Origin of the sequence: Kingella sp. (in: b-proteobacteria), from assembly GCF_030527935.1 — a bacterium.
In the GTDB taxonomy this organism is placed as follows: domain Bacteria; phylum Pseudomonadota; class Gammaproteobacteria; order Burkholderiales; family Neisseriaceae; genus Kingella_B.
In genome coordinates this window covers 13621-31657 of record NZ_JAUMZV010000025.1, presented here as the reverse complement: position 1 = coordinate 31657, position 18037 = coordinate 13621, and the positions used below count along the sequence as shown (strand labels likewise).

Here is an 18037-nt window from a genome sequence, read left to right as displayed (position 1 = left end):
TACCATCGTAAACCTGTGCATCATCGTAAACCCGTGCGTTGCCGTAAACCCACGCATTGCCAGACTGAGACAAGTTTTTTTCGTGTTGTATATATCCGCCAAAGTCGCCTGTGCATACATCTCCGAAATCAATTAACGCGCGGATTCTGTACAAATCAACATCATTTATGTTGATGCTGTCGCTTCTCACAATTTCAAATTTATTCATGGCTATTTCCTGACTATTTCCATTACTGCCTGCATACAATCAATTAACATCCTTCCATCCATAAACCACGCCTGCGGTGGGGTCTTTTTCCCATTGCTGTTGCAACATGATGGCGTTGCGTTGCTGTTGGCATTGGTCGTGCAGCTTTTGAATTTGGTGGGCGGCTGTGGGGTTGAAGTACAACTCGCTGGGGATGTCTTGCAGGGTGTCGCAGTCGTAGGTTTTGATGGTTGACTTGGGCTGCTGGGCGTAGGCGGTGGCGAGTATGCCTAGGGTAAAGCCTAGGGCTAGGGCTGCGGTGGTGTGGGCTAGGGTTTTCATGTCGGTTTTCTGTGGTGGGTAGTAGTATTTCATAGGGTTTCAGGCTGCCTAGTGTAAATATTTCGCCTTGTGTTTAAGATGCCATTTAATCCATGCTTTTGCGGCGGCTAAAGCGGCGGGTTCTATACCAAAATCTGCGCTTTCGTAGCCTGCGTTTGGTTTTCGGATGTGTAGCGTGATGGCGAATAACCCTTTTTCGTCTTGGCATTTTTGCAGGTAGCTGTCAGGGTTGTATTGCTGGCATAGCGCGTTTAGCTTGTGGATTTTTTTGTGCGTGTAGCGCAAAGCTGTTGCTAAATCTGAAATTTCTTGTTTCATGTTTTGCCCCTTAAAAGGTGTCGTGGTTGGCTTGGGCGATTTCTAAAATGGTTGCCCAAATGTCGTTTTCGGTGTCTTCGTCGCCTTGTCCTGCTTCGGCGGCGGCTAGTTCTGCTAGTTCTTGCTCGCAGTTGTCGTAGCGTTGCAAATCGCTGCGGATTTTGGCGATGGCTTGGGCGCGGTATTGGTCGGCTATTCTGTCTTGCCATTCGCTGTATAGCTCGCCTAAATAATTGGTGGGTTCGCCGTAGTAGCCGGGGTCTTGGCAGCCCCAATAGTTGTCGGCGTAGCCTGTGTTGGCTGGGCTTGGGTACATGGCGGCTTCCTTAGGGCATTCCGCGCATAAAGTTGTATTGGGCGCGGGCTTGTTCTTTGGTTTGTTTGGGTTGGGGGTGGTAATCTTGTTTGGGCTGCTTGGGTTGGTCTTTGTACATTTGGTCTAGCTTGGCTAGGGCTTCGGTTAGGGTCATCTTTTTGCTTCCTGTGTTATTTGTTGCGATGGGTGCATAATACTATCGTACTTAATTATTGTAAATACGATAGTACTCAAAATTTGTAATAAATTTATATGTTGTTGTTTTAAAAGAAAACAAAGTTTTCACAAGGCGCAAAAAACCGCCCGAATGGGGCGGTTTTTTAGAAAATCAAAAATAGCTTGATATGTTGTAAGCAGACCAAGCGATTAGTAGTCGTCTGTTCGTTTTAATATAAAATGTTATTTTATATGGAGTTTTTCTTTTGAATGGCTATTCGTATTGCATCATGCCATAGTGTTTCATCACCTACATTGAATGCGAGGGGATTGCTTTGTCCGCTTATAGTTATCATAAAATGTTTGCCTACACATTCAATACTATTGATTTTATTTAAATTAATATCAATACTACGGTAGTCTCCAGCAAAAACCAAACGCTCACTTGTTAAAACCAGTTCTCCTGCATCAGATATTGCCCAGTTCTTAACGGAAGAAGAGCCAAAATTACCAAGACTAATGTTTTTTACTCGGATGCCCGTGTATCCGCCTTGGCGACTGGTGGAAATTTCCAACAAAAGAGCAGCATCAACCAAAAAGCAATGTTCATTATTTTTTACCAACACTTTAAATGCTTCTGCTTGGATAGAACCGTTTTCAATATTTGCCAAAATGGTTTGGTTTTCTAACAATCTCTGTTCTTCTTCTCTCGCTTGCTTTTGTTTTTTACGTTCTTCAAAAACCGCTGAAATACTACATGCTCCAAGAAATGCTAGACTAACTGCCCATCCTTTATGATTAGCAAAAAATGAAATCAATGCAGTAACAAAAAAAACAACCGCAACAAATGCCATCAATTTCACGTTTAAAGGTTTTGCATTTGGAGTATTAAAAATTCCCATAATCCTATCCAATCTTAAAAATTAACTCATTTTTCAAATATGATTACTCAAATTTGTGGAATGACACTATATTTTAATCCAATACGCTCCACCAAAACACGCGCCCGATGATGCGGATTTCTTCGCCATCCACAATCTCGTCCTCGTAGTTCTCGTTGTCGCTGCGGATGCGCACTTTGTTGCCTGGCAAGCGATAAAGGTATTTAACGCGGAATAAATCGTCGTGTTGAAAGGCGTAAATTTTGCCGTCTCTAATGCGTTCTATGCCTTTATCCACGGCAATAGTGGCGTATTCGGGGATGCGCGGCTCCATGCTGTCGCCTGTGAGCGTGCAGCAGATTACGTTGTCAGGCATGATGCCTTTGCGATGCAGGGTGGCTTTGCCAAAAGGCAGCCTGAAACCGTTGTAGTCGGGGATTTCAAACGAGCCATCGCCGCCCCTAAGTTCGGTTTCTTTTAAAAACGGCACGAATACATAATCATCTTCGGGCAGCGGGGTGTTGCTGCTCCATAGCATCGGGCGGTGGATGTCGGTTATTTCGTTGATGCGCGGGGTGGTGGATTGCGGATACATCTCGCCTTGCCCTGTTTCTAGCCAGATAGCTGAAACGCCTAAAACATTGGCAATTTTGGCAATATCGGTCGATGCCTTATTGCGCCCTGTCTCCAATGCGGCAATCGCCGACTGTGATTTTCCTATTGCCTTGCCTAGCTGCGCTTGGCTCATTTGTTTCTGCTTGCGGGCATGAATTAAACGTTCTTGCAACGTATCCATGTAAATAAACGTATCCATGTAAATATCCAATCTTTCTAATTGATACGATTGTACTTTCAAACAAAACTACTTTGGTACTTGCTTAATAAGTACTATCGTATTAAAATGTGGTATTATTTTTGGAGTTGAGCATGACCCCAGACATTTTGTTAAAAGAAATTATTCAACGCGGATTCAGTTCGGAAAAGATTGCGGAATCAATCGGCTGTTCGGTCGCATACGTGAACAAGTTACGTTCTGGCGCTAGGAAAGCCCCGTCTTACGTTGTGATGGACAAAATCCGTAAGTTGCATCAGGAAACTACCCGATGACCGAATTATCCCCCGCCCAACAAGAAATCGCCCGCAAGAATGAACGCGCCATATTGCACGCGCTTGCGGTGGTATCGCAAAAGCGAGTAGCCGAGCTATCGGATATTTCGGAAACGCGATTGAGCCGCCTGAAAGATGGCGATTTAGAAAAGTATTGCGTGGCTTTGGCTGCGCTGGATTTGAAGTTAGTGCCTGCTGATGCGGCGATTGTTACCCGCGCGGAACGCAAGTTTATGGCGGAAAAGATGGTTGAGCATTATCAGGCGATTGCTGATGAAAATTGAAAGGAGACCAGTAATGGCTAAAAAGCAAAAAGCCTTATCCAGAAAGGATAAGGCGATGATTAAGAAGATGTTGGTTAAGTGCGCAATTGCACAAAGCGGCGAGTTATCGCTATCTGCGATTGCTATTTCGGTGTGTGCAGAGTTTCGCCATCTTAACCAAATTAAAACGTGGGATGACATCCTGCCGCGAGTTAAGAAACTCCAAAAAGCATATTCAAGATAAGGCTTTAAATCGTTCACTGGCTTCAAGCTGCGCTTTTTCTTGGGATTGATTTTCTTCCAACATGATTAGGCGCGCCAATTCAAATAATTCTTTGATACGCATATCGGGGGATTGGTTGGGTTGAACCAGTTGGGCGGCAAGCTGCAAGGCTTCAAGTCGTGTTAAGGACATGATTTTCTCCGTGTTGGGTTGTTGTGTGGAAACTCAATCTTACACGGGTTTGGCAAAGCGGAATAGACGCTTGGCAGCTCGGACAGACGGGCAAAAAAAGCCCGCCGAAGTGCGGCGGGTATAAGGAAATTTATCAAATATAAAGATAGGAATGCATTATGACCCAAATTATCCCGATTGGCAAGTCTGATTTTGCAGGCTGCCCGAAACAAACGGTAAACGCGCGTGAACTGCATGCGTTTTTGGAAAACCGCGACCATTTTTCTACTTGGATTAAAGACCGCATTAGTCAATATGGTTTTGTTGAAAATCAAGACTTTGTGATTGCTTCGGGAAATTCCGAAGCAATACGTGGCGGACACAATCGCTTGGATTACTTTCTTTCGCTGGACATGGCAAAAGAGTTAAGCATGGTGGAGCGTAACGCCAAGGGCAAACAGGCGCGGCAATACTTCATTGACTGCGAGAAGCGACTTTCAGGCAGCCTGAATATCCCGCAAACCCTGCCCGATGCTTTGCGTTTGGCGGCGGATTTAGCCGAGCGCAATCAACAACAGGCAGCGCAAATTGCCGAGCTAACCCCAAAAGCCGAAGCCATGACACGGATTGAAGCAGCGCAAGGCGACATCACCGTTACACAGGCGGCGAAGATGTTAAAGATGCCGCCCAAGCAGTTATTTGACTGGCTGGCGCAGCATGGTTGGTTGTATCGCAGCGGGGGCAGCGGGGTGTGGCTAGGCTATCAGGACAAGGTACGCAGCGGTTGTGTTACCCACAGCGTGCATCGCTATGAAAGCCGTAGCACAGGCGAGCAGCGCATTGCGACACAGGTTTATTTAACGCCCAAAGGTATGGGCAAGATTGCGGAGAAATTAGGAGCTTAATCATGGCAATCATTAGAAGCAAATTATCAGACGATGCCTTGTTGGCAGGCATTAACGATTTATTGGAACGTGCAGAAAACCAAGAATTAGCGTTGGCGATTGGCGAAGCCATCAATGCTGTTTTGGAGCAAACAAAGGAGCAGCAATGAATTATTTTGAAGCCATGAAGTCATTAGGCAAACCCATAGCCTACTACCCAAAACTTGCCAAGCCATTAGGCGGGGCGAGATGTTCACTTTTGTTTGGGCAGTTGCTGTTTTGGCAAGATAAAACGGATAACCCGTTAGGCGTGTACAAAACGGTTGCGGAGTTGGAAGAAGAAACGGGTTTAAGCGAAGACGAACAAGAAACCGCCTGCAAAAAGCTAATCAAATTAGGTGTGCTAACCAAAACGTATAAACGATTGCAACATCGTATGTATTACAAGCTAAATGCGGAAAAATTTAATGAAATCATGGCTCAATATGAAGCTGTTCGCGAAACGGGTAATCCTCCTTTCCCGAAACCCGAAATCCCCCTTTCGGGAAAAGGGGAAAGCGGAGTTGGGGAAACGGGTAATCCCCCTTTGGACGAAACGGGTAATCCCACTTTCGGGACAACCGAAATCCCCTGTTCGTATAAGGAACAGAGAATACATACAGAGAATACACAGAGATTACAAACAGAGAGTAAGCCGCGCGATGCGCGTGCTGGCGGCACACACGCTGCCCAAATGCAAATCTTGCAAGACATGGGTGTAAGCGAACAGGTGGCTGCTGACCACTTGGCAATCCGTAAAGCTAAACGCTGTCCGCTGACCGTAACCGCTGCCCAGCAGATGCAGAAAGAAGCGGCTGTTAGTCAGCTTAGCTTGCAGCAGGCGTTGGAAGTAGCGATTGGCTACGGCTGGGCAACCTTTCGCGCGGATTGGTTGGCGGAGCGCATGGGTAAGCGCACAGACTTTGTGCCGACCACGCGGCAAGTGGAGACGATACCGCAAGAGCAAGGTGGCGTGTTTGATGGTGCGGGCAATCGGGTAGAACTGGATTTGCCTGATGATACGGAAATCAATTTTTAGGAAGCAAAATCATGGAATTATCTGCAATCGTGGGTTTGATGCCGACATTTATCCCGCTGGATAAGTGGGAAGACATCTGCCCGAAACATGGGGCATACACCAAAATCCGCTACGAGCAATTCACATCAGGCTGCCCTTGTTGTTTGCAAGAGCGCAAGGAAGCGGAAACAGCGGCGATTTTGCGCGATATGGCGCAACACAATCGCGAACAGGCAGCGAAATTGGCGCGGGAAAAACTGGCGCAAAGCATGGATATTCCGCCGCGTTTTGTGGGCAAAACGGTTGCTGATTGGCAGCCTGAAAACGAGCAGGAAGCGGTGTTGCGTAAAAGCGTAGTGAAGTATGGGCAGATGCTGCAATCGCATCATGCAGGCGCGTTGGTATTGCATGGCAACAAAGGGACGGGCAAAACGCATTTGGCTTGCGCTTTGTTGGCAATGGTTAAGGGGCAAATGGGCGGCAATGTGCAATATGCCACGGTGGGCGATTTATTCCGCCGCGTGCGCGAAAGCAAAAATTTCAAATCGCCCGTGAATGAAAGCGAGATTTTGGCAGAGTACGCCAAGTTTGATTTGTTGGCATTGGACGAAATCGGCAACCAAAAAGGCAGCGATGACGAGATGCGCGTGCTGTTTGATGTGCTGAACAAACGCTACGAGAAAAGTTGCCCTACGGTGCTGATTTCCAATTTGAGCCGTGATGCGTTGGCGGGATTTTTGGGCGAGATTGTATGGGACAGATTGCAAGAAGATGGGTTGATTTTGACGTTTGCGGGGCGCAGTCGCCGCGCGGGGGTTAATCATGCAGCCTGAAACCTGCATCAACTGCCAACACGCCGATTTTCGCGCGGCGGCGGAATATTGGGGCTGGAAATCGGCTTCGGTGGTATGCAAAAAGGGCGAGCCGTGGCGGTTTATCCCTTGTCGGTTTGAATGCAGCAACGGGCGTTTTCAGGCTGCCGATGATGACGTGGTGGCAAAGCGCGTGAAGTATGTGGAGCAGTTATGACAGGACGTATTAGCCGCAAGCGGGCGGCGATGGATGATTTTATGTGGCGGTTTCGCGTGCTGTTGGGCGAAAAGGGGATATTGAAGCAAAACCTGATAACTCGCGCATCTACACCAAAGCGGGCGATGTGTTGAGCGCATGGCAGCGCAGCAATCCGCAGGTGCTGGTGAGCGTGATTGCGGTGCAGGATTGGCTAAACGGCGAGCGGTTGCCCAAATGGGGAACGGTGCAGGCGTTGGCGGATTGGCTGGATTGCGAAACAGGGGATTTGTTGGACAGGCGGTTTTGGGATTGTTGTGTGGGGTTTGTAAGGGGTTGAAAAGATTAGCAAACCCAAATTTGGGGCGGTTGAATACTTGATTTTAAACGTTTTTATCAAAGGCAAAAAAATGAAAGATTTACCCATTGAAATATTGGTTACCACCAAAGGCAACGAGTTGAAAACCGATAGCCGAAAAGTAGCGATGGCATTTGGTAAACGACACGACCATGTGATGCGTGATATTCGCAAAATCATGTTGCAAATCAACGAAGAATTTAACGCCCCCATATTTGGGGCGGTTGAATACACCGATAAAAAGGGCGAAACGCGCCAAATGTACGAGATGACCAAAGACGGCTTTGTGTTGCTCACGATGGGCTACACCACGCCCGAAGCAATGAAAGTCAAAATTGCCTATATCAAAGCATTCAATGCCATGCGCCGCCAACTGGACAGCTTGAACACATCGCTGATTAGCAAGCTGCTGGCAGCCCTAGAAGCCGAAAAACAATCCGCCGCGCTGGCAAGCGTAGCTGGGCGCATTTTGCGCGAGCGGCGCGATGATAAGCCTGCCAACCAAATGCGGATTGAACACTATGAGCAGCAAATCCAGCCGTTGCTGGTAGGGTTTGAAGCAGCCTGAAAGCAGTATTTAAGGATTATTTAAATACTGAACACGCAGGAAAAAACATGAACAAAATCATCCTACCCTATCCCACCCCCGCCTTAATGCCCAACCGCAAACACGGACGGCATTGGGCAGCCACGCAGCAAGCCAAAGCCAAAGCCCGCCAAGAAGCCTATTTGCTTTCAGGCAGCCTGAAATACACAGGCGGCGGTTTAAAAATCACATTCTACACGCCAGACGCAAGAAAACGTGATTTGGACAACCTACTCGCCGCCATGAAGCCTGCGTTGGACGGCATGGCGCAAGCCATCGGCGTAGATGATGCGCTGTTTCGCCCGCTGCTGATTGACAAGGTTAAGGCGGAGAGCAGAAAGGATGCGCGGGTGGAGATTGAGCTGCTTTTAGATTAAGGCTTTATCCAGCAGGGAAAGCGCGGTGGGAATATCGCCCAAAGCGGCGCGGGTTTTAAAGCGGTTTTCGGCATCAAATTCCGCCAGCATCACGGTAGCGGCTTCGTCCATCAGCTTGTTTACGCTCATGCCGCGCGATTCGGCTAACAGGCGCAGGCGGCTGTGTTTTTCATCGGGGATGCGTAGGGTTACGGTAGTCATATTTGTTCCAATAGGGTTTCAGGTGTGCAGATTTTGATTTCGGGAAAGAGTAGTTGGCTGCGTGCAAAATCTTTTAGGTTGCGGGTGGCGATGTATTGCGCCCGCCCCGCTACGGCAAGTTCTATCACATGGTTGTCGCCTTCATCACGCAGATTGGGTCGCCAAAGGTAGTAAATGCGTGTCCATTGGGCAACGGAAAGCAGCGCATTGAGCACTTGGTTGCGCTCGGCAAGGTTTAAAGGGCAGCCTGAAAACACATTTTCCCGCGCAATCACATCTTCATATTCTGCCAACAGGGCAGAGCCAACCAGCGGGGTAAACCGTTGTTGCAAGCAAGCGGCAATCAGCCGATTTGAAGCGCGCGAACCCATGCACGCGCCCACTAGGATATTGGTGTCTATAACGATTTTCATAGGAGCATGATAGCACATACGCTGTCAAAATAAACATGAATGAACGCAAATTCCGCCTACAAGTGTCCAACCAACGCCCTTTGTTTGAAAACTTGTATAAAAACATTGTCCCCGGGCTGCTGGCTGCGCATGGCGATTTGGAAGTGGTTATCCGCCCGTATAAAGCCAAACGCAGCTATGAGCAAAACCGCCGCTTATGGAGCTTGTATAACCAAATTGCCGAGCAGGTTTGGCTGGATGGGCGGCGATACGAAGCGGCGATGTGGCACGAATATTTTAAGCAGCAATTTATCGGCTGCGATGAGCGGGTGTTGCCTAATGGCGAAATCCAAAAAATCGGATTATCGACAACCAAGCTGAACACGCAGCAGATGGCGGATTACCAAACGCGCATTGAAGCGTGGGCAGCGGAGCAAGGAGTGATTTTTGAATACTGATAAAGATTTTCAAGCATGGGTTAGGCGGCAGCCAAGTTGTATTTCAGGCTGCTTTTCGGAATGGATAGACGGCGAAGGGCGGTGCGAGTTTGCCCATGTGCGCCGCGTATCAAGGGGCAGCGGTATGGGCATCAAGCCGCCGTTTTCGGGCGTGCCGCTGACGCACAAGGAACACGCGATGCAGCATCGGCGCGGCGAAGCGTATGTGCTGGCGGCAAATGGGATTGTTACCGATGATGCGGCGGCTTGGTTTGAAGCGGTGGCGGATGGGTATTTGGCAAGATGGAGAAAAAATGTATCGTAATTTGGATGAGTGTTTGTATGACATTTACCGTTTCGGCGCATTGCGGATTGAACCGATGGGCAACACGGCGCAAATTTGCGAATGGATAAAGGCGAAGGGGGTAACAGGCGGAACTGGTAGGCTGACGCAAGCGGAATGGCACGCCAACGCCGCCATGATACGTTCGCAGATTTCAGGCTGCCTGAACAGCCCTTTGTTGGTGGCGGTGGTGGAGTGCCAGTATGGTAAGCTGGACGGCTTGATGATTATCGCGGGTGTGCTGGCGGCAGAAAAGATTTGCGCCGATGTGTATTTGGCTGCGGATATGCTGCGCCATATTTACAGCGATGTGCCTAGGCGGATGGCGATTATGGATAAGTACGATTTGCACGATATGACGTTTCAGCGTAAACGTGAGCGCATCAAAAAGCATTTAGCTGTATGGGAACAAACCGCGCGGTTTAAGCTGCAAACGTGTTTTAAAGAACGAAAGATTATTGATTAGGTGTGAGTTTTTTAGTACAATTTTGCTATATTTCGGAGAAAGTTACGTTTAGGTGGCTTTCTTCGGCTTAATTTGCCAATAAACCGCCTAAATTAAGGCGGTTTTTTCATTCTGCTTTGATGATAACTTTGTACGCTTGGATTTGTTCGTGCAGATGATTGTTTTCGGCTTTGAGTTGTAGGTAGGCAATGGCGTATTTCGGTATGCCGTGCGTATTCCAGCGACTGATGTTGCGTGGGGCAATCTGAAAGATACGAGCCAGTTCGGCGCGTGTGAGATTTGCTTGTGCCAATAAGGCGTTTAATTCTGCTGTAAAGTCTTGCATGGTAGATAATATCGCTATAAAATAAAGCTAAATATTAGCATATTTGGAGAATTTATGGCAGCATTATCAGGCGTTGAAACCATTAAGCAGGTTGCTAAGATGCAGCGCAAAACTTTGCTGGCGTTTAGCGGTGGCAAGGATGCTGTGGCGACTTTTATCGCTATTCGTGAGCATTTTGATGAAGTTGTCCCTTATTATCTGTATCTGATTCCTGATTTGGAATTTGTGAATGAGCAGTTGGATATGTATGAGCGGCAGTTTGGTTTTAAGATTACCCAGTTGCCGCATCCGTCTTTGTATCGCTGGTTGAATGGCATGGTTTGGCAGCCGCCGCAAAATTGCGCAGTAATTGAAGATGCGGGGCTGCCTGAATTTGACTATACCGATATTCAGGCGGCGATGGTGCAGAAATTTGACTTGCCGAAAGATACTTTGGTTGCGGATGGCGTGCGGGCAGCGGATAGTCCGATGCGGCGCATTGCGATTCAGTCGCATGGCAGCATTTCCTACAATTTGCTGAAATACCATCCAATTTGGGATTGGAAAAAGGCGGATTTGGTGGAATGCTTTAAGAAGCATAATGTGCGGTTGGGGAGCGATTATAAGGTGTTTGGGCGGTCGTTTGATGGTTTGGATTTGCGCTTTTTGCTGCCGATTAAGAAGCATTATCCGCGTGATTATGAGAAAATCTTGGAGTTGATTCCAATGGCGGATTTAGAGATTTTTAGATGGGAGTGTGCAAATGGCAAACATTGACAAGCAACAGATTGAAGATAAAAAGGCGGCAGCAAAAGCCAAAGTGAACCAATGGAAGCGCAAGCAGAAGCCGCTGGTGCAGATGCCTGAATTGACTGGCGATGCGGAAGTGGATAGCAAGGCTGATTTGGATGCGGTTAAAAAAGGTTTTCGTGATAGATTGAAAGCGGAGAATAAGCGCAAAGTTGATGCGACTGATACAAGATACTGGTGCTGCTTATGTTTTCAGTCGCATGGACAGTTGATGGCATTCTTGGAAAAATCGGGAATGCGTAGATTTGGCGATAAATACTTGAATGGTGTAAAAGTTGCTGAAATGATGGGTATTGAACTGCCCAATGATGAAGTGCCTTATGTTGATGAGCCGAAAATTGACAAGGTTTGGGCTTCATTTGTTGATGATGAAGAGTAATTGTAGCCGCCCTTGGGCGGTTTTTGTTTCAGGCAGTCTGATTTTCAGGCTGCCTTTTTTGTTTGCCTGATATATCAGGCGTTTTTTGAAAGGAGCGCATGATGCGTAAAGTTCCCTATGGTAAACCGCATATTGCTTTGAAACGTGGTGGCGGTCGCGGACATTCTAGTTCAGCATCACATCATCGTAGTGCTGGTTCTTGATTTGTAAAATCAACCCCATGCAAGGAGATTAAATGGCTGACATTTGCGGTGCGAAAACGCGTGCAGGTAAGCCGTGTCAAAACGTCGCAATGGCAAATGGTCGTTGCCGAATGCACGGCGGTAAATCAACGGGCGCGCCCAAAGGCAACACAAACAAGGTGTCTGCGGGCGCGCTTTATTCCCATTACTACACGGACACGGAAAAGCTGCTTGCGGATGAATTGGAGCTTGAAAGTATTGATGCGGAGTTGCGGTTGTGCAAAATCCGTTTAAATCGGGCTTTGAAGTTGGAAGCGGAGCAGGAGGGCTTGGAGTTGGAGCGGATTGTAGAAACGCCTGCGCTAGTGGGTGGTGTACCGATTACGGATGACCCTGATGTGCCGCCTGTGCAGCAGAAAACGTTTGTGCGTAAGGATTATGAGCCGATTATCCAGCGGTTGCTTGGACGGATTGAATCGCTGACTTTGACGCGACAGAAGCTGATTAACGGCATGAAGTTGGATATTACCAGTTCGGACGGTTCTTTAATGCCTACGGTAATTGAATTGGTTGCAGCGGGCGATGATGAAAGTACAGGTTAAATTACCGCCTAAAATCAGGGATATTTTCAGACTGCCACGTGGTGCACTGCGTTATCGTGGGGCGTTTGGTGGGCGCGGTTCGGGCAAGTCGTTTAATTTTGCCAAGATGGCGGCGACATGGGGTTTTGTTGAGCCATTACGCTTTTTGTGTGTGCGCGAGTTTCAGAACTCCATCAAAGAATCGTTTTACGCGGAATTGAAAGCGGCGATTGCATCCGAGCCGTGGTTGGAAGCTGCCTATGATGTGGGCGTGGACTATATACGCGGCAAGAATGGTACGGAGTTTCTGTTTAAGGGGCTGCACAACAATATTCAGTCGGTGAAATCGTTGGCGAAAATTGATGTGTGCATCGTGGAAGAAGCGGAAGATATTTCCGAAGCGGCATGGGAAGTGTTAGAGCCAACCATTCGTGCGCCCAAGTCGGAAATTTGGGTAATTTGGAATCCAAAAACCGATGGCAGCGCAACAGATAAGCGTTTTCGCAAAAATCCGCCGCCGCGTTCGTGCATTGTGGAGATGAATTACGGCGATAATCCGTTTTTCCCCGATGTGTTAAACGAGCAACGGCTGCATCAGCAAAAAACGCTAGACCCTGCCCGCTATGCGTGGATTTGGGACGGTGTGTATTACGAGCTTTCGGACGCGCAGGTGTTCAAAGGCAAGTATGAAGTGGCGGAGTTTACCCCAAGCGAGAACTGGGACGGCGCATATTTCGGTTTGGACTTTGGCTTTTCGCAAGACCCTACGGCGGCGGTGCAATGCTGGATACATGACAATAAGCTGTATATTGAACGCGAAGCGGGTGGGGTGGGCATTGAATTGGACGACACGGCGGCGGTGTTGAAAGCGGCGATGCCTGAAATTGAGCGTTATGTGGTGCGGGCGGATAGTGCGCGACCTGAAAGCATCAGTTATTTGCGGCGGCATGGTTTGCCGCGCATCGTGGGTGCCGTTAAGGGCAAGGGCAGCGTGGAAGATGGTATTGAATTTATCAAGTCGTTTGAGAAAGTGGTTATCCATCCACGCTGTACGGAAACGGCGCGGGAGTTTCGGCTGTATAGCTATAAGACCGACCGTTTGAGTGGGGATATTTTGCCTGTGCCGTTGGATGCGCATAACAATTACATCGATGCCATCCGCTATGCCATAGAGCCGCTGATTGGCAGCGCGGATGCAATCAAACGATTTAAGGCGTTATTATGAAATTTAGGCTAGATGGTTTTTTGCAAGCGGTGTTGGGCGGCAAATCGCGGGCGCGGGTTACTTCGGTTTCCGCGCCTTTTTTGTATGCGCAAGGCGGTATTTTTCGCCGTGTGGTGGATTTGCCTGCTGATAAGGCGTTATCAGGTGGCTTTGAGATTGATGGCGATGCGGATAATTTGTTGGCATCGGAACTTGACCGCTTGAATGTGTTTGAGACGGCGGCATATGCCTTGAAGCTGGCGCGGTTGTTTGGTGGCGCGTGTGTAATTCCGCTGGTGGCAGATGGTAAGGGGCTGAATGAGCCGTTGGACGTGTCGCAGCCTGTTGAAGTGGTGGAATTGCGCGTGTTTGGCATCAATCAAGTTGCGGTGGAAGGTGCGCTGTATGGCGATGCTACGCAAAAGAATTTTGGCGAACCCGAGTTTTACCGCATTTCATCGCAACAGACACAGTTTGTGGTGCATGAAAGCCGTGTGTTTCCCATTCACGGTTTCAGGCTGCCTGAAATGCTGAAAGAAACGCGCATTTACTGGCAAGGCGGCAATGCGGTTGACCGTGCTTATAAGGCAATTTTGGATTGGGAAACCACGCGCGAGCGCACCAAGCAGATTTTAGACCGCAAGCAACAGCCTGTTTACGCCATGAAACAGTTGGCGGAGTTGATAGATGCTGGGCAAGAAGAGATTGTGCAACAACGCATTCAAGCAGTAGATACATCGCGCGGGGTGTTAAACACGGTGGCGGTGGACAGCGAAGATGCGTACACGCTAAACGATATGAGTGTGGGTGGATTAACCGACATCATCAGCAAATTTGAGCAAGTGATTTCGGCGGAGACAGGCATTCCGCTGGCGCAGTTGTTTGGACAATCGGCGAGTGGGCTATCTGCCACGGGCGAAGGCGATTTGCGCAATTTTCACGAATTGGTGGAAGCTGAACGCGCCCGCGTGAGTAATATGTTGGAGCGATTGCTGGCTTTATTGGTATTGCAAAACGGCATCAAGGGCAAAATCCCTGATGGCTGGCGCATTAAATGGTCACCTTTGTATGTGCCAACAGCACGCGAGCAGGCGGATATGGCGAAACTGGCAGTAGATACGCTGAAAGTGGAAGTAGATGCGGTGGCGCAGGTGGTTAATATGGGCGCGTTGAGCGAAGCGCAGGCGGCGGATTATTTCGCAGGGCGGGAGCAATTTGGTTTGAAACGTGAGGTACACGATGGCGCAGATGCCCAAGATTACGCGGCGAAAACCTAAACGCTGGTTGTATCCGCACGCTACCGAGCGCGAATACATGCGACTGCTGGAAGCCTATACCGACAGTATCACAGCAGAAATTGAGCGACAATTACCTTTGCTGAATTTGCGCCAAGATGCGCTGGATATTCCCGAAAGCAGCGGTTGGTATGAGCGACTGCGGCGGTGGATAGTGGGTATTGCAGATAAATTCAGGCAGCCTGAAATTTCCTTTGTCCGCTCGCTGCTGCATGAAGCGGCGCGGTTTAATCAAAAGCAATTTCATGCGGTGGTACGCTCGGTGTTTGCGGTGGATGTGTTCACGCATGAGCCGTGGTTGTTGGATGTAATGAAGCAGCTTGAAGCGGAGAATATCCGTTTGATTCAATCCATTGCGCCGCAGTATTTGGAAACGCTACATGGCAAGATTGTGGCAGCGGTACGCGCAGGGCTGCCCCATGCCAAGCTGGCGGACTTTATCCGCGAGACTTATTCGCTGCCCAAAAACCGCGCCCGCTTAATTGCCCGCGACCAAATCGGCAAACTCAATGGGCAGCTTACGATGGAGCGGCAACGCAGCATAGGCGTTACGCAATACATTTGGCGCACTTCGCTAGACGAGCGCGTGCGCCATGAACACCGCGAGCGCGAAGGTAAAGTGTTTGCTTGGGATAACCCGCCATCAGACGGACACCCCAGCGAGCCAATTCAATGCCGATGCAGCGCGGAGGGCATTTACCCTGATTTTGCTGATTTGAAAGGAATGGTTTATGAGCGTCATCCGCTATGACCGCGCCGAAGTGAAAGCGCGGCGCAATGAAGATGGTTTTATTCACGACACGCCTGTTCTTACGCGAACGGGCGTTTTTGTTTATCGCAATGCAGATGGCAGCGAGCGGCGCGAATATCGCCCACCCGATGAAGTATTCGCCGATGGCAGCCTGAAAGCCTACAAAGGTATTCCGATTACCAACGGACACCCTGGTAAAGTTACCAGCAGCAACGCCCAAAACCACACCATCGGCGCGGTGCTGGGCGAAGCACGGCAAGACGGCGATAACCTTGTGGCGGAGATTGTGATACACAACCCCGCAGCGATTAACGCGGGCAACAAAGAACTTTCAGTCGGCTATGAGTTGGATTTGGAGGAGACGGCAGGGATTACCCCCAATGGCGAGCGGTACGATGCCATTCAGCGCAATATCCGCCCTAACCACTTGGCGATTGTGAGCAAGGGACGCGCAGGCAATGCGCGGTTGAATATGGACGGCAACGAAGCCGTGATTAACGATAAGGACGAAACAATGTCAAAAATCCGTTTAGACAATGGTATTGAATACGATGCCGCGCCCGAAGTGATTCAGGCGTTTAATCAATTAAAGCAGGACGAAGCAACAGCAAAAACCAAGCAAGCCCAAGCCGAAGCCCGCGCCGATGGCGCAGAAGCTGATTTAAAGGCGTTGCAAGACAAGCAGCCGCAAATTCAGCAAGACGCGATGAAGGCAGCGTTTGAGCGCGTGAAATTGGAAGCCGTTGCCAAAACGCATGGCGTGGCGTTTAACGCCGACACCGCTGCGCGTGAAATCAAGGTTGCTGTGATTAAAGCCATTCGCGGCGATGCGCTCGTGTTGGACGGTAAAACCGATGATTATGTTGCCGCGGCGTTTGATATGGCATTAGCCACGCGCGATGAGCAGGCGAAAACCCAAGCCCTAGCAGGGCAACGGCAAGATATGGCAGACAAGGGCGCGGGCAGCACATCTGCCGCCCAAGCGCGCGAACAATACAAAGCAAACCTGAAAGGAACGAAAGATGTATGACGATTACATGAACCCCGCTTTTGCGGGCATGAAAGCAGACAGCGGCTTTGACCGTGTGGAAAGCTATCCTGTTGCCGCTGATGGCTTAACCGCTGGCGTGATTGTGGGCATAGATGCCAACGGCGCGGCGGTGGCAGGCAAAGGCACAAAAGCCATTGGTGCGGTGCTGCATTCGCACACCCAGCTTGAACCCTATAAACGCGGTGATTGTGTTTCGGTAATGACGCGTGGGCTGTGCTGGGTAAAAGTGGCGGACGGCAAAACTGTCACCAAAGGCGAAGCGGTGAAGTTTAACGCTGCGGGTTTGTTGGATAACGCCGCCACAGACAGCCTGAAAAATGCGGTTATCCGTGATGTAAAAGGCAAAATCGCGTGTATTGAATTACACGCGCCAACTGTTTAACGAAAGGAAAAATGATGCAGAAACATTTGCACTATGATGAAGCGGAAAAATCCGTTATCGCGCAATTTGCGCAATCAATGGGCAACGCGCTACGCGAAGATGAAAGCGTGTTCGCTGCCCGCGAATTGGATTTTGTGAAAGCCAAAATCTACGAGAAAAAACGCCCACCGATGATTGGTTTGTCGCTGGTGCCTATTGCTTCTGATGTGCCTGAATACGCCGAAACGGTGGTCTATAAAACCTATGACACCGTGGGCATGGCAAAGATTGTGGCAAATTATGCCGATGATTTGCCCCGCGCTGATGTGCAGGGAACGGAATACACCGTGCGCGTGAAAACCGTTGCCGATTCCTACGGCTTTAACATTATGGAATTGAAAGCATCGGCGGGATTAGGCACCAACCTACCCACCCGCAAAGGCGATGCTGCTCGCCGTGCGATTGAAGTGAAGCTGAACAAAGTGGCGATGGTGGGTGATGCGGAATACGGCTTATACGGCATGACCACCCACCCAAATATCGGCGTTACCACGCTACCCAGCGGCAAGGCTTGGGCAAATGCAACAGGTGCGGAAATCATTGCGGATTTGGACGCGCTGTGGAATGCGGTGCGCTTGCAAAGCAAAGGTGTGCACACCCCCAATCGCCTTGTGGTTGCCAGCAGCTTACACGCGCTTTTGACTTCTAAAATCTACACCGAAGCGCACGGCATTACGGTGTGGGAATTTTGGAGCAAAAAACACCCCAGCTTGCAATTGGTGGAAGCCCCCGAGTTTGACGGTGCAGGCGTGGGCGGCAAGCATTTGCTGTTTATCGGTGAATTTGACGCGGAAAACATGAGCCACGAATTGCCGATGCCGTTTAACCAAATGGAAGCGCAGGCACGCAATTTGGAAGTGGTGGTGCCTTGCTATGCCCGCACAGCAGGCGTGGTGGTGCATTATCCGCTGGCGTTTTCTAAGTGTGAGGTGGCTTAGGCAGCCTGAAGTAGTGGCAGCTTTCAGGCTGCCTTTTTTAATTGATTT

The 18037-nt window shown here is 49.2% G+C and carries 33 protein-coding genes and 1 pseudogene; 23 read left to right on the top strand and 11 right to left on the bottom strand.

Annotation, left to right across the window (positions count from 1 at the left end):
- From Q4A85_RS08995 to Q4A85_RS08965, 7 genes and pseudogenes are all read right to left on the bottom strand, one after another.
- Positions 1-208: pseudogene (locus Q4A85_RS08995) on the bottom strand (hypothetical protein); the annotation flags it as partial.
- Positions 209-247: 39 nt separating this feature from the next.
- The gene (locus Q4A85_RS08990) at positions 248-562 is read right to left on the bottom strand and encodes a hypothetical protein (protein WP_303109598.1); all 315 of its coding nucleotides are present in this window, start codon (positions 560-562) and stop codon (positions 248-250) included.
- 15 nt (positions 563-577) lie between these two features.
- Positions 578-847: a hypothetical protein gene (locus Q4A85_RS08985; protein WP_303109597.1), complete on the bottom strand. Its 270-nt coding sequence runs from the start codon at positions 845-847 to the stop codon at positions 578-580.
- A gap of 10 nt (positions 848-857) precedes the next feature.
- Positions 858-1163 (bottom strand): hypothetical protein, encoded by a 306-nt coding sequence (locus tag Q4A85_RS08980; RefSeq protein WP_303109596.1) that lies wholly within the window; start codon positions 1161-1163, stop codon positions 858-860.
- Positions 1164-1173: 10 nt separating this feature from the next.
- Positions 1174-1317 (bottom strand): hypothetical protein, encoded by a 144-nt coding sequence (locus Q4A85_RS08975; RefSeq protein WP_303109594.1) that lies wholly within the window; start codon positions 1315-1317, stop codon positions 1174-1176.
- A gap of 250 nt (positions 1318-1567) precedes the next feature.
- Positions 1568-2221 carry a hypothetical protein gene (locus Q4A85_RS08970; protein ID WP_303109592.1) on the bottom strand — a complete coding sequence of 218 codons (654 nt, stop codon included), beginning with the start codon at positions 2219-2221 and terminating at the stop codon, positions 1568-1570.
- Positions 2222-2294: 73 nt separating this feature from the next.
- A complete protein-coding gene (locus Q4A85_RS08965; RefSeq protein WP_303109591.1) occupies positions 2295-3014 on the bottom strand; it encodes a helix-turn-helix transcriptional regulator in 720 nt (239 codons plus the stop codon).
- A gap of 113 nt (positions 3015-3127) precedes the next feature.
- Here Q4A85_RS08965 and Q4A85_RS13255 point away from each other — a divergent pair, with 113 nt between their 5' ends.
- The 3 genes from Q4A85_RS13255 to Q4A85_RS08955 are packed head-to-tail and all read left to right on the top strand — an operon-like array spanning position 3128 to position 3814.
- Positions 3128-3307: a helix-turn-helix domain-containing protein gene (locus Q4A85_RS13255; protein WP_314310478.1), complete on the top strand. Its 180-nt coding sequence runs from the start codon at positions 3128-3130 to the stop codon at positions 3305-3307.
- Positions 3304-3591 (top strand): CII family transcriptional regulator, encoded by a 288-nt coding sequence (locus Q4A85_RS08960; protein ID WP_303109589.1) that lies wholly within the window; start codon positions 3304-3306, stop codon positions 3589-3591. The genes Q4A85_RS13255 and Q4A85_RS08960 overlap by 4 nt, the downstream gene beginning before the upstream one ends.
- A 13-nt stretch (positions 3592-3604) precedes the next feature.
- Complete coding sequence (locus tag Q4A85_RS08955; protein ID WP_303109586.1) at positions 3605-3814, top strand: hypothetical protein; 210 nt, start codon at positions 3605-3607, stop codon at positions 3812-3814.
- Here the strand turns inward: Q4A85_RS08955 and Q4A85_RS08950 are convergent.
- Positions 3806-3985: a hypothetical protein gene (locus tag Q4A85_RS08950; RefSeq protein ID WP_303109584.1), complete on the bottom strand. Its 180-nt coding sequence runs from the start codon at positions 3983-3985 to the stop codon at positions 3806-3808. The two genes, Q4A85_RS08955 and Q4A85_RS08950, sit on opposite strands and share 9 nt — an antisense overlap.
- Positions 3986-4143: 158 nt before the next feature.
- Here Q4A85_RS08950 and Q4A85_RS08945 point away from each other — a divergent pair, with 158 nt between their 5' ends.
- From Q4A85_RS08945 to Q4A85_RS08910, 8 genes are all read left to right on the top strand, one after another.
- Positions 4144-4869, top strand: coding sequence for a phage antirepressor KilAC domain-containing protein (locus tag Q4A85_RS08945; protein WP_303109582.1), 726 nt, complete (start codon positions 4144-4146; stop codon positions 4867-4869).
- 2 nt (positions 4870-4871) lie between these two features.
- Positions 4872-5018: a hypothetical protein gene (locus Q4A85_RS08940; RefSeq protein ID WP_303109580.1), complete on the top strand. Its 147-nt coding sequence runs from the start codon at positions 4872-4874 to the stop codon at positions 5016-5018.
- Positions 5015-5926, top strand: coding sequence for a hypothetical protein (locus Q4A85_RS08935; RefSeq protein WP_303109578.1), 912 nt, complete (start codon positions 5015-5017; stop codon positions 5924-5926). Before Q4A85_RS08940 ends, Q4A85_RS08935 begins: the two co-directional genes overlap by 4 nt.
- 11 nt (positions 5927-5937) lie before the next feature.
- On the top strand, positions 5938-6738 hold the full coding sequence (locus Q4A85_RS08930; protein ID WP_303109576.1) for an ATP-binding protein: 801 nt from the start codon (positions 5938-5940) through the stop codon (positions 6736-6738).
- Positions 6728-6934, top strand: coding sequence for a hypothetical protein (locus Q4A85_RS08925; protein ID WP_303109574.1), 207 nt, complete (start codon positions 6728-6730; stop codon positions 6932-6934). The genes Q4A85_RS08930 and Q4A85_RS08925 overlap by 11 nt, the downstream gene beginning before the upstream one ends.
- Before the next feature lie 43 nt (positions 6935-6977).
- The gene (locus Q4A85_RS08920) at positions 6978-7253 is read left to right on the top strand and encodes a hypothetical protein (protein ID WP_303109573.1); all 276 of its coding nucleotides are present in this window, start codon (positions 6978-6980) and stop codon (positions 7251-7253) included.
- 70 nt (positions 7254-7323) lie between these two features.
- A complete protein-coding gene (locus tag Q4A85_RS08915) occupies positions 7324-7839 on the top strand; it encodes a Rha family transcriptional regulator (RefSeq protein ID WP_303109572.1) in 516 nt (171 codons plus the stop codon).
- Between the two features lie 47 nt (positions 7840-7886).
- Complete coding sequence (locus Q4A85_RS08910) at positions 7887-8234, top strand: hypothetical protein (RefSeq protein ID WP_303109570.1); 348 nt, start codon at positions 7887-7889, stop codon at positions 8232-8234.
- Here Q4A85_RS08910 and Q4A85_RS08905 read toward each other — a convergent pair.
- Positions 8226-8435, bottom strand: coding sequence for a hypothetical protein (locus Q4A85_RS08905; protein WP_303109569.1), 210 nt, complete (start codon positions 8433-8435; stop codon positions 8226-8228). The two genes, Q4A85_RS08910 and Q4A85_RS08905, sit on opposite strands and share 9 nt — an antisense overlap.
- Positions 8432-8848: a putative toxin-antitoxin system toxin component, PIN family gene (locus Q4A85_RS08900; RefSeq protein ID WP_303109567.1), complete on the bottom strand. Its 417-nt coding sequence runs from the start codon at positions 8846-8848 to the stop codon at positions 8432-8434. Before Q4A85_RS08900 ends, Q4A85_RS08905 begins: the two co-directional genes overlap by 4 nt.
- Positions 8849-8883: 35 nt before the next feature.
- Here Q4A85_RS08900 and Q4A85_RS08895 point away from each other — a divergent pair, with 35 nt between their 5' ends.
- The 3 genes from Q4A85_RS08895 to Q4A85_RS08885 are packed head-to-tail and all read left to right on the top strand — an operon-like array spanning position 8884 to position 10073.
- Positions 8884-9285, top strand: a complete 402-nt coding sequence (locus tag Q4A85_RS08895; protein ID WP_303109565.1) for a recombination protein NinB — start codon at positions 8884-8886, stop codon at positions 9283-9285.
- Complete coding sequence (locus Q4A85_RS08890) at positions 9275-9589, top strand: hypothetical protein (RefSeq protein ID WP_303109563.1); 315 nt, start codon at positions 9275-9277, stop codon at positions 9587-9589. Before Q4A85_RS08895 ends, Q4A85_RS08890 begins: the two co-directional genes overlap by 11 nt.
- Complete coding sequence (locus tag Q4A85_RS08885; RefSeq protein WP_303109561.1) at positions 9579-10073, top strand: hypothetical protein; 495 nt, start codon at positions 9579-9581, stop codon at positions 10071-10073. Before Q4A85_RS08890 ends, Q4A85_RS08885 begins: the two co-directional genes overlap by 11 nt.
- A 106-nt stretch (positions 10074-10179) precedes the next feature.
- Here Q4A85_RS08885 and Q4A85_RS08880 read toward each other — a convergent pair whose 3' ends face one another.
- On the bottom strand, positions 10180-10398 hold the full coding sequence (locus Q4A85_RS08880; RefSeq protein WP_303109559.1) for a hypothetical protein: 219 nt from the start codon (positions 10396-10398) through the stop codon (positions 10180-10182).
- Between the two features lie 99 nt (positions 10399-10497).
- Here Q4A85_RS08880 and Q4A85_RS08875 point away from each other — a divergent pair, with 99 nt between their 5' ends.
- The 9 genes from Q4A85_RS08875 to Q4A85_RS08835 all read left to right on the top strand — a co-directional run bounded on the left by Q4A85_RS08875 (position 10498) and on the right by Q4A85_RS08835 (position 17989).
- Positions 10498-11154, top strand: coding sequence for a phosphoadenosine phosphosulfate reductase (locus Q4A85_RS08875; RefSeq protein ID WP_303109558.1), 657 nt, complete (start codon positions 10498-10500; stop codon positions 11152-11154).
- Positions 11141-11566 (top strand): hypothetical protein, encoded by a 426-nt coding sequence (locus Q4A85_RS08870; RefSeq protein ID WP_303109556.1) that lies wholly within the window; start codon positions 11141-11143, stop codon positions 11564-11566. Before Q4A85_RS08875 ends, Q4A85_RS08870 begins: the two co-directional genes overlap by 14 nt.
- Positions 11567-11801: 235 nt before the next feature.
- Positions 11802-12350 (top strand): HGGxSTG domain-containing protein, encoded by a 549-nt coding sequence (locus Q4A85_RS08865; RefSeq protein ID WP_303109554.1) that lies wholly within the window; start codon positions 11802-11804, stop codon positions 12348-12350.
- Positions 12331-13554, top strand: coding sequence for a PBSX family phage terminase large subunit (locus Q4A85_RS08860; RefSeq protein ID WP_303109552.1), 1224 nt, complete (start codon positions 12331-12333; stop codon positions 13552-13554). The genes Q4A85_RS08865 and Q4A85_RS08860 overlap by 20 nt, the downstream gene beginning before the upstream one ends.
- Complete coding sequence (locus Q4A85_RS08855) at positions 13551-14810, top strand: DUF1073 domain-containing protein (protein WP_303109551.1); 1260 nt, start codon at positions 13551-13553, stop codon at positions 14808-14810. The genes Q4A85_RS08860 and Q4A85_RS08855 overlap by 4 nt, the downstream gene beginning before the upstream one ends.
- Entirely contained in the window at positions 14782-15579 is a 798-nt protein-coding gene (locus Q4A85_RS08850; protein WP_303109550.1) for a phage minor head protein, read from the top strand. Before Q4A85_RS08855 ends, Q4A85_RS08850 begins: the two co-directional genes overlap by 29 nt.
- Positions 15560-16609, top strand: coding sequence for a DUF2213 domain-containing protein (locus Q4A85_RS08845; protein WP_303109548.1), 1050 nt, complete (start codon positions 15560-15562; stop codon positions 16607-16609). Before Q4A85_RS08850 ends, Q4A85_RS08845 begins: the two co-directional genes overlap by 20 nt.
- Positions 16602-17012: a hypothetical protein gene (locus Q4A85_RS08840; RefSeq protein WP_303109547.1), complete on the top strand. Its 411-nt coding sequence runs from the start codon at positions 16602-16604 to the stop codon at positions 17010-17012. Before Q4A85_RS08845 ends, Q4A85_RS08840 begins: the two co-directional genes overlap by 8 nt.
- A gap of 14 nt (positions 17013-17026) precedes the next feature.
- Positions 17027-17989 (top strand): DUF2184 domain-containing protein, encoded by a 963-nt coding sequence (locus tag Q4A85_RS08835; RefSeq protein WP_303109546.1) that lies wholly within the window; start codon positions 17027-17029, stop codon positions 17987-17989.
- Positions 17990-18037 lie beyond the last annotated feature (48 nt).

Bases quoted from the DNA above. Each gene is read 5' to 3' on its own strand.
- Q4A85_RS08990 (WP_303109598.1), bottom strand. From the start codon at position 562: ATGAAATACTACTACCCACCACAGAAAACCGACATGAAAACCCTAGCC.
- Q4A85_RS08985 (WP_303109597.1), bottom strand. From the start codon at position 847: ATGAAACAAGAAATTTCAGATTTAGCAACAGCTTTGCGCTACACGCAC.
- Q4A85_RS08980 (WP_303109596.1), bottom strand. From the start codon at position 1,163: ATGTACCCAAGCCCAGCCAACACAGGCTACGCCGACAACTATTGGGGC.
- Q4A85_RS08975 (WP_303109594.1), bottom strand. From the start codon at position 1,317: ATGACCCTAACCGAAGCCCTAGCCAAGCTAGACCAAATGTACAAAGAC.
- Q4A85_RS08970 (WP_303109592.1), bottom strand. From the start codon at position 2,221: ATGGGAATTTTTAATACTCCAAATGCAAAACCTTTAAACGTGAAATTG.
- Q4A85_RS08965 (WP_303109591.1), bottom strand. From the start codon at position 3,014: ATGGATACGTTTATTTACATGGATACGTTGCAAGAACGTTTAATTCAT.
- Q4A85_RS13255 (WP_314310478.1), top strand. From the start codon at position 3,128: ATGACCCCAGACATTTTGTTAAAAGAAATTATTCAACGCGGATTCAGT.
- Q4A85_RS08960 (WP_303109589.1), top strand. From the start codon at position 3,304: ATGACCGAATTATCCCCCGCCCAACAAGAAATCGCCCGCAAGAATGAA.
- Q4A85_RS08955 (WP_303109586.1), top strand. From the start codon at position 3,605: ATGGCTAAAAAGCAAAAAGCCTTATCCAGAAAGGATAAGGCGATGATT.
- Q4A85_RS08950 (WP_303109584.1), bottom strand. From the start codon at position 3,985: ATGTCCTTAACACGACTTGAAGCCTTGCAGCTTGCCGCCCAACTGGTT.
- Q4A85_RS08945 (WP_303109582.1), top strand. From the start codon at position 4,144: ATGACCCAAATTATCCCGATTGGCAAGTCTGATTTTGCAGGCTGCCCG.
- Q4A85_RS08940 (WP_303109580.1), top strand. From the start codon at position 4,872: ATGGCAATCATTAGAAGCAAATTATCAGACGATGCCTTGTTGGCAGGC.
- Q4A85_RS08935 (WP_303109578.1), top strand. From the start codon at position 5,015: ATGAATTATTTTGAAGCCATGAAGTCATTAGGCAAACCCATAGCCTAC.
- Q4A85_RS08930 (WP_303109576.1), top strand. From the start codon at position 5,938: ATGGAATTATCTGCAATCGTGGGTTTGATGCCGACATTTATCCCGCTG.
- Q4A85_RS08925 (WP_303109574.1), top strand. From the start codon at position 6,728: ATGCAGCCTGAAACCTGCATCAACTGCCAACACGCCGATTTTCGCGCG.
- Q4A85_RS08915 (WP_303109572.1), top strand. From the start codon at position 7,324: ATGAAAGATTTACCCATTGAAATATTGGTTACCACCAAAGGCAACGAG.
- Q4A85_RS08910 (WP_303109570.1), top strand. From the start codon at position 7,887: ATGAACAAAATCATCCTACCCTATCCCACCCCCGCCTTAATGCCCAAC.
- Q4A85_RS08905 (WP_303109569.1), bottom strand. From the start codon at position 8,435: ATGACTACCGTAACCCTACGCATCCCCGATGAAAAACACAGCCGCCTG.
- Q4A85_RS08900 (WP_303109567.1), bottom strand. From the start codon at position 8,848: ATGAAAATCGTTATAGACACCAATATCCTAGTGGGCGCGTGCATGGGT.
- Q4A85_RS08895 (WP_303109565.1), top strand. From the start codon at position 8,884: ATGAATGAACGCAAATTCCGCCTACAAGTGTCCAACCAACGCCCTTTG.
- Q4A85_RS08885 (WP_303109561.1), top strand. From the start codon at position 9,579: ATGTATCGTAATTTGGATGAGTGTTTGTATGACATTTACCGTTTCGGC.
- Q4A85_RS08880 (WP_303109559.1), bottom strand. From the start codon at position 10,398: ATGCAAGACTTTACAGCAGAATTAAACGCCTTATTGGCACAAGCAAAT.
- Q4A85_RS08875 (WP_303109558.1), top strand. From the start codon at position 10,498: ATGCAGCGCAAAACTTTGCTGGCGTTTAGCGGTGGCAAGGATGCTGTG.
- Q4A85_RS08870 (WP_303109556.1), top strand. From the start codon at position 11,141: ATGGCAAACATTGACAAGCAACAGATTGAAGATAAAAAGGCGGCAGCA.
- Q4A85_RS08865 (WP_303109554.1), top strand. From the start codon at position 11,802: ATGGCTGACATTTGCGGTGCGAAAACGCGTGCAGGTAAGCCGTGTCAA.
- Q4A85_RS08860 (WP_303109552.1), top strand. From the start codon at position 12,331: ATGATGAAAGTACAGGTTAAATTACCGCCTAAAATCAGGGATATTTTC.
- Q4A85_RS08855 (WP_303109551.1), top strand. From the start codon at position 13,551: ATGAAATTTAGGCTAGATGGTTTTTTGCAAGCGGTGTTGGGCGGCAAA.
- Q4A85_RS08850 (WP_303109550.1), top strand. From the start codon at position 14,782: ATGCCCAAGATTACGCGGCGAAAACCTAAACGCTGGTTGTATCCGCAC.
- Q4A85_RS08845 (WP_303109548.1), top strand. From the start codon at position 15,560: ATGAGCGTCATCCGCTATGACCGCGCCGAAGTGAAAGCGCGGCGCAAT.
- Q4A85_RS08840 (WP_303109547.1), top strand. From the start codon at position 16,602: ATGTATGACGATTACATGAACCCCGCTTTTGCGGGCATGAAAGCAGAC.
- Q4A85_RS08835 (WP_303109546.1), top strand. From the start codon at position 17,027: ATGCAGAAACATTTGCACTATGATGAAGCGGAAAAATCCGTTATCGCG.